10 protein-coding genes and 2 pseudogenes are annotated in these 11567 nt (G+C 39.4%); 4 read left to right on the top strand and 8 right to left on the bottom strand.

The genetic code is table 11. From position 1 onward, the window contains the following. Positions 1-61 precede the first annotated feature (61 nt). Positions 62-1561, top strand: a complete 1500-nt coding sequence (locus QHG54_RS08535) for an ATP-binding protein (protein ID WP_317993534.1) — start codon at positions 62-64, stop codon at positions 1559-1561. Here QHG54_RS08535 and QHG54_RS08540 read toward each other — a convergent pair. The 5 genes and pseudogenes from QHG54_RS08540 to lgt form a co-directional block, all read right to left on the bottom strand. After that, complete coding sequence (locus QHG54_RS08540; RefSeq protein ID WP_317993533.1) at positions 1558-2490, bottom strand: ribose-phosphate pyrophosphokinase; 933 nt, start codon at positions 2488-2490, stop codon at positions 1558-1560. The two genes, QHG54_RS08535 and QHG54_RS08540, sit on opposite strands and share 4 nt — an antisense overlap. 349 nt (positions 2491-2839) lie before the next feature. After that, positions 2840-3261 (bottom strand): annotated as a pseudogene (locus tag QHG54_RS08545) (Arm DNA-binding domain-containing protein); the annotation flags it as partial. Between the two features lie 214 nt (positions 3262-3475). Continuing rightward, positions 3476-4267, bottom strand: a complete 792-nt coding sequence (gene pgeF / locus QHG54_RS08550; protein WP_317993532.1) for a peptidoglycan editing factor PgeF — start codon at positions 4265-4267, stop codon at positions 3476-3478. 94 nt (positions 4268-4361) lie between these two features. After that, positions 4362-5441: a class I SAM-dependent methyltransferase gene (locus QHG54_RS08555; protein ID WP_406604205.1), complete on the bottom strand. Its 1080-nt coding sequence runs from the start codon at positions 5439-5441 to the stop codon at positions 4362-4364. Further along, positions 5416-6295, bottom strand: a pseudogene (gene lgt, locus QHG54_RS08560) (prolipoprotein diacylglyceryl transferase). The gene QHG54_RS08555 and the pseudogene lgt overlap by 26 nt, the downstream one beginning before the upstream one ends. Positions 6296-6574: 279 nt before the next feature. Between lgt and QHG54_RS08565 the strand changes: the two are divergent. Both QHG54_RS08565 and QHG54_RS08570 read left to right on the top strand, forming a co-directional pair. After that, complete coding sequence (locus tag QHG54_RS08565) at positions 6575-6847, top strand: accessory factor UbiK family protein (protein ID WP_317993529.1); 273 nt, start codon at positions 6575-6577, stop codon at positions 6845-6847. A gap of 376 nt (positions 6848-7223) precedes the next feature. After that, positions 7224-7724, top strand: coding sequence for a YbjN domain-containing protein (locus QHG54_RS08570; RefSeq protein WP_317994061.1), 501 nt, complete (start codon positions 7224-7226; stop codon positions 7722-7724). Between the two features lie 46 nt (positions 7725-7770). Here the strand turns inward: QHG54_RS08570 and QHG54_RS08575 are convergent, their stop codons facing one another. Together QHG54_RS08575 and QHG54_RS08580 are read right to left on the bottom strand one after the other, a co-directional pair. Continuing rightward, a complete protein-coding gene (locus tag QHG54_RS08575; RefSeq protein ID WP_406604206.1) occupies positions 7771-9111 on the bottom strand; it encodes an ATP-binding protein in 1341 nt (446 codons plus the stop codon). Positions 9112-9118: 7 nt separating this feature from the next. Continuing rightward, on the bottom strand, positions 9119-9823 hold the full coding sequence (locus tag QHG54_RS08580; RefSeq protein ID WP_317993527.1) for a response regulator: 705 nt from the start codon (positions 9821-9823) through the stop codon (positions 9119-9121). Positions 9824-9967: 144 nt separating this feature from the next. Between QHG54_RS08580 and QHG54_RS08585 the strand changes: the two genes are divergently transcribed. Then, complete coding sequence (locus QHG54_RS08585; RefSeq protein WP_317994060.1) at positions 9968-10618, top strand: MBL fold metallo-hydrolase; 651 nt, start codon at positions 9968-9970, stop codon at positions 10616-10618. A 50-nt stretch (positions 10619-10668) separates the two neighbouring features. Here the strand turns inward: QHG54_RS08585 and QHG54_RS08590 are convergent, their stop codons facing one another. Continuing rightward, on the bottom strand, positions 10669-11385 hold the full coding sequence (locus QHG54_RS08590) for a BA14K family protein (protein ID WP_406604207.1): 717 nt from the start codon (positions 11383-11385) through the stop codon (positions 10669-10671). Positions 11386-11567 lie beyond the last annotated feature (182 nt).

Below are 11567 nucleotides of genomic sequence, written 5' to 3' on the forward strand. Positions count from 1 at the left end.
CAAATATGGTTTAGATAGAGAATAAATATTAGTCGATACAAAATCAAATACTGGAGATGTTATGAAGGTTGAGATCGCCTTGGGTGAGATGGCAGAATGTAGTGTTTTGCGTAAATCTGTGCCAGCATTCGTTGATTTGGAAGAATTATTGGCGACGCGTCTTCTTGTGCAAGGCAATTCTGGTTCAGGAAAATCACATCTTCTTCGCCGTCTTCTTGAACAAAGTGCTTCATGGGTACAACATTGTGTGATTGATCCGGAGGGTGATTTTGTAACTTTAGCAGATAAATTTGGTCATGTTATTGTGGAGGCTCAACGGAGCGAACTAGAACTGACGCGTATTGCTCATCGAATTCGTCAACATCGCGTTTCGGTGGTGTTCAATCTTGAAGGTTTGGATACTGAACAACAGATGCGCGCTGTTGGTGCTTTTCTTGGCGCATTGTTTGATGTAGAGCGCGATTATTGGTATCCTATGCTTATTGTTGTCGATGAAGCACAATTGTTTGCTCCTGCTGCTGCGGGAGAAGTTTCTGATGAAGCACGTAAGATTTCGCTTAGTGCTATGACCAATCTTATGTGTCGAGGGCGCAAACGTGGTCTTGCTGGTGTTATTGCTACACAGCGTTTGGCTAAGCTTGCTAAAAACGTAGCTGCTGAAGCATCAAATTTTCTAATAGGACGAACTTTTTTAGATATTGATATGGTGCGTGCTGCTGATCTTTTGGGAATGGAGCGGCGCCAAGCAGAAATGTTTAGAGATCTTGAACGCGGTCATTTTATAGCCTTAGGGCCGGCTTTATCACGACGTCCTTTACCTATCATTATTGGTCCTGTCGAGACATTGGCACGCTCTTCTAGTCCAAAATTAATGCCGCTTCCAACAGAGCGTGCTGATGTGAAAGAACTCGTTTTTACGGCTTCGCCAGAGGAAATTTTAATTCCATTTAAACAATCACGAGAGCTGGTGAAAGAAAAATCAATTCATGAGATGTTAGAGGAGGCTGTGCAGAAAAAACAAGAATTGTTGGAAGAAGAAGCAAGTTTATTTCCTGAACTTTCTGCTGTTGATCGTGATATCCAAGCAGAACGTGTTATTCGCGAAATTCTTGATGATCCTGAGGCTTTTTATCGTTCAACAGCAGTGCTTTATCAAGATTTCTTGGTTCGTTGTCGTATTCATGGTCACTCAGGAGATCTTTTAAATCTTTCGCAATTTCGGCGTAAATTAGCCATTGCTCAAGCTTGTGTCGACGAAGAAACCGCTGTGAGTGAAAACTGGAAACGTATTTTGCATCTCTCGGAAAGTTTAGAGGATGATGTTCAAGGTGTTTTTTTGCATGTAGCACAAGCCGCATTAGGCGGAAAACCGTGTCCGTCAGATGCATTTTTGGCACGTCTTTATGGAACCCATTCTTTAAGTCGTGCACGCCGACTTTTAACCTATTTTGAAGAGCGTGGACTCATTGTTATCCATACCCATTTTAGCGGTCAACGCATCATAGCTTTTCCTGATCTTGGTGTAGAAACAGCACCAGGAAATCCCAAGGAACCGGTTTAACCAAATAAACTCGAGACAGATTGTTCTGCTGCTGTTCTCGCGATCGCTTCTCCAATGAGATCGGCAATTGGCAAAACACGAATATTATGTGCTTTCTCAATTGCTTCCGTTGGCATAATTGAATCCGTAATAACCAATTCTTTCATTTCTGAATTTGTAATACGTTCGATAGCATTTCCAGAAAGGACACCGTGTGTAATATAAGCTGTGACGCTCTTAGCACCGTGTTTAAGGAGAGCGCTTGCTGCATTGCATAGAGTTCCACCTGAATCAACAATATCATCGAGCAAAAGACAATCTTTTTCGGATACATCTCCAATGATATTCATAACCTCTGATTCACCAGGACGTTCGCGACGTTTATCAACAATAGCAAGCAAACTGTTTAAGCGCTTGGCAAGCGAGCGTGCACGTACCACACCACCGACATCAGGTGAAACAACAATAACATTTTCAAGAGAGTAATGCATCTTGACATCGCGAGAAATAACTGGAACCGCATAGAGATTATCTGTTGGAATATCAAAAAAACCTTGAATTTGTCCTGCATGAAGATCCAATGTTAAAACGCGATGGGCTCCTGCTTCAGTAATGAGGTTGGCAACAAGTTTTGCAGAAATGGGAGTGCGTGGTCCAGGTTTACGGTCTTGGCGCGCATAGCCAAAATAGGGTATAACAGCTGTGATACGACGTGCGGAAGAACGGCGAAGCGCATCAATCATGATGAGCAATTCCATCAAATGATCGTTTGCTGGATAGGATGAGGATTGCAAAACAAAAACATCTTGCCCACGTACATTTTCGTGTAATTCTACGAAAATTTCTTGATCAGCAAAGCGCTTTACTGTTGCTTTGCCCAAGGGAATACTTAAATAGTTTGCAACATCTTCAGCAAGGCGTGGATTAGAATTGCCGCAGAAAAGCTTCATAGTAGAACCTCTGAGTAATCATGATAGAGTATGATACGGTTTTAACTTTTTATGACTAGATTGCAAGAAAACAATTATAAAAGCACTATAATTTTATCCTTCATTGTTAAAGAAGCTGTGTGTTTTGTTTTCTCTTTTTCCAAAATTTTTGTTACTTAAAGATACATATTGATTAAGCTTTTTTGCTGTACTTTATAAAAGAACGCCTTCAATATGAGTGATTTCCCATGTTTGAGACGAATAAGGGGGGGAAGTAAAAGTGGTATCTTGAATGCAATCATTACAGCCAAGAATTGAAAATGATAATAGCGAAAGCTATTATATTTTGTAAACCAATGGGTTATTGGGCTGTAACGGGAATATAGCCTAATTTTGCTAGAATATGAAGGCGTAAAGGTGAAAACAGTCTTTATCTTTACTATCATCCTTTAATTTCAGCTTTATGACTTTTAAAAGCATCCATAGCAATGTCTTTTAGATAATGGAGATTGCACATTGCCTCGCACTTTTGTTTCTCACGTTTTTTATGGGGGCACACCTCTCACGCAAAACAGAACGCCATTGTATTGTGAATTCACGGGTTTGTTTTAAGGAAACATCACTTAATGCTCCCAAGAATATTTTACGATGGGGTCCGTGAAGATATAACGGCAAAGCCATTGTGTACCGCTACTTTTACGCTTGTGAAGGTGCAAACCGGCATCATTATATTATTTGCCAGCTCCCAATATTGCGACAGCCCTTGCATTTGAGAGCATTCATGAGAGGCATTTTTACTCCTTTCTTAAGTGTTTTTTACTCACACGCCCACCACATTTGTAACCTACAAGGGAACGGTTGTGAGTAATTTAATATAAAAATGATGAATTATATTTATAAATCAACGTGTTGATTGGAAAAGGTAAAGTGCAACTGGATTTATTTTTTCAGTTGTGTAAAAAGTTTAGTCTCGCAGTTTTGTATTGTTCTAAGGCAAAAAAGGGACTCATTTTTTATTTTTCAGCATAATAGCAGAAATTTGTCGTCCGTAATCGGGTTCGTTGCGGTGTACAGCTCGGCGATAGGAGAAAAAACGCTGTTCATCTTGGTAAGTGCAAAGCTTAAGACAAGAAGCATTGATTCCTGCTTCTATGAGTTGATTCATAATGAATGCCCATAGATTAAAGCTAAAGTGATTTACTTTATCTGTTTTTAAAAAATATTTTTGGAATTTACTGTGGCAATCAATAAATTGGTTGTAAAATTCGTCTGTTACTTCATAGTGACAAGGACCAATACAAGGTCCAAGAACCGCTGTTATTGATTGTCGTTTAGCACCTTGTTCTTCCATAACAGAAATTGTTTTTTCCACAATTCCATTTAAGCTCCCTCGCCAGCCAGCATGTGTAGCGGCGATGACACCTGCTTGTGGATCAGCGAACAGAATTGGTCCACAATCTGCTGTAAGAATGCCAATTACGAGATCTTTTGTGGACGTAACAAGAGCATCAGCTTGAGGAGGTTGGCCGATAAAAGCTTGATCAACGACAACGACTTCACAAGAGTGTATCTGATTGACAGTGACTAAATTTTGTACTTCAACACCGAAATAATGAGCGATTAAAGTACGGTTTTGTGCAATATGTTCAGGGTGATCATTCGAGCTTTGGCCGACATTAAGGCTTTGATAAAAGCTTTTTGAAACACCCCCTTGACGTGTAAAAAAACCATGTTTTACTCCTTGGCGGTGTAAAGCAGAAAGATCTTTTGCAAGGATAGGGTCAGGGGTAGGCTGCATAAAACTTCCTTAACTGAATATAATGGTTATTTTAATAAGAATGGTGCGTGAGATGCCAGTGTTTGTCAATGATTGTTATTTGGGAAAGTGTTATTTAAAATCTAGGAGGGAGCGGTATATTTTTATCATTCACGTGCAAGACTTTAAACAATTTACCCATTTGATCTGAAGCTGCTAATCGCTCGATATCTTGGCAGATTTTATTTTGTAGTACAGCACTTTTATTGGCACCAAGTTGTCTTGCACGTTCCAGCAGACCCATTTTTAGAAGAAAATCTCCTTGTTCCAAAATTTCAGCAAAACAGCCTTGTTTAAGCGCTATTGCTTTTAAAAAGAAAAAACCAACATGTGATGTTAAATCATGTACACCGGGAGCGTCAAAAATATCACGAAATCTATGCTTTGAGAGTGCTTGCAGTGTATCGCCAAATGCAAGATCAGAGGCACCATAATCGATGAGCAGAGCAGAACCTTTCATTTGTACTAAGCGTCTGCTGATTTTTCGCATTAATTGGTGTCGTAAGGGCGCATGTTCAAAAATTGTTCCATCAGGTATTTCAGAACAGTAGGATTGTAAATCAAAAGGACAAATTGTACGCGGCCCGGCAATAAATGTGAAGTCTCCATTTTGGTTAACTGTAATGCGGCGTTCTTTCCATTTTCCATTGATTTTAATATATTGGTTGATCGGGAGTGTATCGAAGAACTCATTGGCAATTAAGAAAAGAGGTCCCGAGGGGATTTGATCAAAGGTTTCAATGCTATAGATTTCTTTTTGATAAGGTGAGAGGCGCTTTTTTTGTTCTTTTGCAAGCTGTTTACTTATTTCAATAAGAAAAATTTCAGCAGCTTCAAATGCTGGAGTGCATAATTTTTGAATGGTACGCAAAACATCATCCATGAGAGTCCCACGTCCTGGACCTATTTCAGCTAGAATGAAAGGGTGAGGACAACCTTGGGCTTTCCAATTTGCGAGAGTCCAAATGCCGATCATTTCTCCAAACAATTGGCTTATTTCAGGTGCAGTGATGAAATCACCGGCACGCCCAAAAGGTTTTTGTGTTTGATAATAGCCAAATTGGGGATCAGTAAGTGCCAACGTCATATATTGGCTAACAGTGATTGGTCCATTAAGTGCAATAATTTCTTTAATTTTTTCTTTGAGGCTCGTCATTATTCTATGGATTGGTGTCTAAAGGCTTGGAGAAGGAGATAAAATCCCAAAAAAAACATAGGAAGAGATAAAGCCATACCATAGGTAAAACCAGTGGAATGAAAAAGATTAGAAAACCATTCTGGATCTTCTTGAGGAGCACGGTAAATTTCTGAAATGCTCCGTGCTATTGCGTAGCCTATAATAAATGTTCCTGCCACGGCGCCAGGGCGCTTTAATGCTTTGAAAGCAAAAATAATAATAGACAAGATAATGAAAAGAAGAAATCCTTCCATGAACGCTTCATAAAGTTGGCTTGGATGGCGCGGTAGATATTGAGGATCTAAGGGGAAACAAACGCCCCAAGGGTGTGAGGTGATATTGCCCCATAATTCTTGGTTGATGAAGTTGCATATTCGTACAATGCCGATGCCAATAGGAGCACCTGCAGCAACTATATCAAACATTGCTGGTATGTTGATGTTGTTTTTACGAGCAAACAAGATCATTGCAATGATGATGCCAATAAGTCCGCCGTGAAAGGACATTCCCCCATCCCATACTGCGATGATGGTACTTGGTTGGCTAAAGTAATAAGCCGGATCCCATACAAGCACTTGTCCTAAGCGACCACCAACAACGACACTGATAGCAGACCAGACAACAAAATCTCCTATCTTTTCTTTATCTGTAGGAGGTTGGTTTGCATACCATAGGGATTGTCCTTTTAATAATTTTTGCGCATACCACCAAGCAAAAAGAATACCTACAACATAACCAAATCCATACCAATGGAGAGCTATTGGGCCTACACGGACAATAATAGGGTCGAGAAAAGATGGAAAAGCAATGGCAGGACAAGAAAGATCATTCATGAGCAAGCGCTTTATATTTATTAATGTTAGACTGATTTATTAATGTTAGATGATGCCCAGAAATGACAGATGAATGCACAATGGTCAATCAGGAGAGTGAAAGGTTTCCACCGTTTAATGTGGTAAAATTTCGTATGGTAAAGGGAATATAACAAAGGCTTAAGAATCTGTATAGTGATGTGAAATCTATAGAGTGAAGGGAACAAATATAGTATCTAAATGTTATGAAAACACGCTATGGTGCGTGCGTCAGTAATTGAAATTAAGGGAAAAAACGACATGCGTAATGGATCAAACCGTATTTTTGATGAATTAGCAAAATTAGCAACAGATGCAGTTGATGTTGCACAAGGTATAAAACGTGAAGCCGGAACAGCTTTTCGTTTGCAGGCTGAAAAGATAGCGAATAAACTTGATCTTATTTCACGTGAAGAATTTGAAGCATTCAAAGAGATGGTGTTGAAAGTACATGCCGACAATGCTGAGTTGAAAAAACGTCTTGATGATTTGGAAAAAATGCAAACGCAAAAAAACTCAAATGGTTTTTTGTAAAAAAATTATAGTTTAAGAAAAAATATCCCCAATTTTTCAATGTGGTGCATGAAACTAAAAAATGCTTAATCCTGAGTCTGTTAGAGCTGATTGTCTCTTTTTTTCGGTTTGTTTTTTTATAAAAAAAACATTTTTTTGAATCAGGGGGCTGGCGCTATGAAATTGTATCAATACACTGAAAAAACTTGATGATTCGTTTTACCATTGTCAGGTGTGTTACTTGGGAACCATCACTCGTTTCCATATATTGTGTGCTTTTAGTATTTTTAATGAGTATTTGTTTGGTGTGAGGGCTTTGATTGTAGCAAAGTATTGTTACAGTTTAGGTATTTTGTATGCTGTTGACAACGTTGTTAATATTTATTGAGGGTTAATGATGAGGCTTGCATTTTGCGCCACAGAAAGAGAAGAGCATCCTGTTGACTTTATCGAACAGATTGCCTGTAAATACGATTGGTCTTTTGAGCGGAATGCAGAAGATGAAATTAGTGTTTGTGTAGAAGGGAAATGGGCGAATTATCGCCTTGCCTTTTCATGGATGGAAGAGCATGAAGCTCTTCATTTAGCTTGTGCATTTGATCTTTTTATTGAAAATGGTCGAACAGCAGAAATGCATCGCTTATTGCTGGCAATTAATGCAAAATTATTGCTGGGGCATTTTGATTACTGGCAGGGCGACAATTCGGTGATTTATCGACAGGGTCTTCTTCTGGCTGGTGGAGTGCCTCCATCTCATATACAGGTTGAAACATTGTTGATACATGCGCTTAAAATCTGTGAAAGCCATTATGCTGCGTTTCAGATGGTTGCTTGGTCTGGCGAGAGTGCTTACAAGGCACTGCAATACACTTTGTTTGAAACTGTTGGGAACGCCTAAATCCTTTAGCAATTATTTTATTATCAATGAGCGGTGAAAATATTTCTTATAAGGGGATATCAATAATAGCGCGTAATCCCCCTAAGGGGCTATCATCTAATTGAATGTTGCCGCCATGGCTACGCGCTATGTCTTGGGCAATAGAAAGACCAAGACCGGTTCCACTCGCGTCTTGATTTCGTGCTTTATCAAGTCTAAAGAACGGTTTAAATACTTCTGTACGCATATTTTTATCAATGCCTGGTCCATCATCGTCAATAGTCATTATCAAAGATTCTTGTTGGTATGTGGCGGTTAGTTTAACGGTATTGGCGTAACAAAATGCATTTGACACAAGATTGCTGATGAGGCGAGTAAAGGCATGGGGACGTGCCTGTATTTTTGTAGGGCCTTCAATGGTATAAGAAAATTGACGCTTATGAAGATAAGCATCAGCAGAGAATTTTTGCATAAGGGCATTTAAATCAAAGGTTTTAATACTTTCATTGCCTTCACCGCGTGCAAAAGCAAGATAGCCTTCTAACATATTTTGCATGTCGCTAACGTCTTGCTCAAGCGGGTTCATGTCAAAGTCAGTATTTGCTAACGCTAGCTGTAGTTTAAAGCGGGTAAGAATGGTTCTTAAATCATGGCTTACGCCTGAGAGCATCATGGTGCGTTGTTCGATTTGGCGTTCAATGCGTTCTCGCATACGTAAAAAAGCAATGCCAGCACGACGAACTTCATCAGCTCCTTGTGGTTGAAATCCTTCTGGTAAAGGACGACCGCGTCCAAAGCTTTCGGCTGCTTCAGCCAATTGTTGAATCGGTTTGATTTGGTTGCGCAAGAAGTAAATGGCTATCAGCAATAAAACAAGAGCTGTTCCTACCATCCAGCTTAAAAAAATACCAGTATTGGAAGCATAGGCTTGGCTGCGTAGTGCAAAGACGCGCAGGATGTTGTGACCAAGGTGGATGCGGATTTCGACAAGATTAGAATCCCCTACTGTATCAATCCAGAAGGGGCGATTAATTTGGCGGGTGATTTCTTCACTTAGAAAATAATCAAGAATTGCAAAAAATGGTTTAGGTCCTGGAGGAGGGAGGGGGGCAGGTGGTAGAATAGAAATGTTTAATCCCATGCGTTGTTGTGCAATACGCTTGATATCTTCATAATTATCTTGTTGCGGATATGTTTCAATGATATCAATAATGGCTGAAATATCATGGACAACGGCGGTTGAAAGACGCTCTGTCACCATTTGCCAATGGCGTTCCATAAAGACGTAAGCAATGACTGTTTGCAGGAGTACCATAGGAGCGATAATGATAATTAAAGAGCGAGCATAAAGCCGTTTAGGCATCTTCTTTGTTAACCATCGGGCAAATTTTCTTGAAGATTTGATCATTATGCGCCTACTCAATGGAGAGTTTATAACCTATTCCGCGCACAGTTTGGAGCCATGTGGGGATTGTTGGGTTTTGTTCAATCTTACGACGCAGACGATTGATCTGTACATCAATGGCACGTTCACCAATATTACTGTCATTCATTGCGAATTTATGGCGCGGAATTGTATCACCTGCATTTTCGGCAAAAATAACCATCATTTCTTGTTCTTTATCTGTTAATTTAATAATTTGTCCTTCTTTTTTAAGTTCACGTCGTGAAATTGAAAATATATAAGGTCCAAAAACTATTTGCTCGATTTTTGGTTGGTTCGATGGAAAACCACGACGTAAAATAGCATGGATACGAAGCAAAAGTTCACGGGGATCAAACGGTTTAGCGAGATAGTCATCCGCACCTGCTTCTAATCCATGGATGCGATTGTCTGTTTCCGATAAAGCTGTAAGCATGAGAATGGGAACATCTTTTGTTTGACGGAGTGAATGGGTGAGATCAATGCCATTTTCGCCGGGCATCATGACATCAACTATAAGGAGATCAAAATTTAAGCTTGCAAGTTGTCGTCTTGCTTCATCGGCATTGGCAGAGACTGAAACACGAAATCCATTTTTAATGAGAAATTGAAATAAGAGATTGCGAATACGGGTGTCGTCATCAATCACAAGAAGGTGAGGTGCGTCATCACACAAAACTTGAACGTGATCTGTCATTCTTCAAAGCCTTGATAAAAATTCAGTTTACACAAAATGCAAGTTTACATAACTTGCATAAAGCTGTCGAGTTGGCACCTTTACTTTAAAGTAGAGGGAGTGTTATTTATAAGCTTGAAAAAAATTATTTTTGAAAAGGATATCATGGGTAGTCTTAATATACATATTATCCCAGTTACGTCTTTCCAACAAAATTGCACTCTGCTTTTTGATAATGAATGTAAAACAGGGGTTTTAGTTGATCCTGGTGGTGATTGGCCTCGCATTCAAGAAGCGATCCAAAAGAGTGGGGTTATGGTTGAGGCTATTTGGATAACACATGGTCATATTGATCATGTGGGAGCGGCAATGCAAGCTAAAGAGGCGCTTAATGTGAAAATTATTGGTTCACATCGTGATGATAAGCCGGTAATGGATGCTGTAAGCGAAAGCGCAAAAAACTATGGTATAACTGATGCATGCATTTGTATTCCTGATCAATGGTTAGAAGATGGTGAGAGCGTTCATTTTGCTGGACATGTGTTTAGGGTTTTTCATACTCCAGGACATTCTCCTGGTCATGTCATTTATTTCAATGAAAAAGAACGCTTAGCCCTATTGGGTGATGTGCTTTTTCGTGGTTCTATTGGGCGTACGGATTTTCCATTCTGTTCTCATGAAGCATTGATGAAATCTCTTAAGGAAAAAGTATTACCTTTAGGCGACGACGTTCGTTTCATCTGTGGTCATGGTCCAGGAAGTCAACTCGGCTATGAGCGCCAGTGGAATCCTTTTTTGCAAGGAATCAATGAATGAACAAACAAAAAAACCCACTTTAGAGCGGGTTTTTTGCAAGGTGAATTCAATCATTTTACTGGAGCATAGCAGAAGTAATCTAAGCCATCATAGCCTCGAAAAGTTCCTGTTTTAGGGTTAAATGAACGGTATCTTTTCTTACAATATTGACTCCACTCAGTAGTCCATGGTTGATATGTTATTTCTGGTTGTATTTCATAAATTACCTGACTTTTTGGAACTTGTTGGTAAACTACTTGTGGAACTTCTTGGTACACTACACGATTTTGTGGTACAGTTTGGTAGACAATTTGTGGCTGTTTTGGTTGCTTTAGAACATTGCCGAGGATTGCGCCTGCGGCAAGACCAATAATTCCTGCTGCTAAAGTATCTCCTGAGTTATCACGATTCACATGATGTTCATGTATATGATGGTGTGTTGTCGTTTTGCGCTCAACATAACGGTATGTTTTGCGTTCAACATGATGTTTTTGTTTTTCCCTCCTTCTATGATCAACATGATGGTGATGGTGATGGCGATTATCAGAAGAATAAAAAGGGTGATGCTTACTAAGAACAGAACGAGAGCTATAATCATCAGAACGGATGTTAAAATTATGAGAAGGGAAATTGAATTCCGCTTCCATTCTCTTCCTCTCTTTCTCCATTTCTCTACTAATATAGTCACGATGAGATGATGCCATATCCGCAAGCGTTGTACCTAATGGTATCAAAACGGTTGCAGTTGACATTGCTGATAACACTGCTAGTCTAATTACTTTTTTCATAACAACGCTCCTTGGTATAAATTCGCATTTTTTCATATTCTATACGTGCCAAACTGAATAGAGCCTGAACGCTTTTGGATTTTATTGTGGCAAAACGAATAAAGAGCCATTTAGTTGAACGTAAAGCAAAAGATTATAGAATAAAATTAGGACAAAAATAAGATTTTTTAAAATATATACTG

Origin of the sequence: Bartonella gliris, from assembly GCF_045277155.1 — a bacterium.
In the GTDB taxonomy this organism is placed as follows: domain Bacteria; phylum Pseudomonadota; class Alphaproteobacteria; order Rhizobiales; family Rhizobiaceae; genus Bartonella; species Bartonella gliris.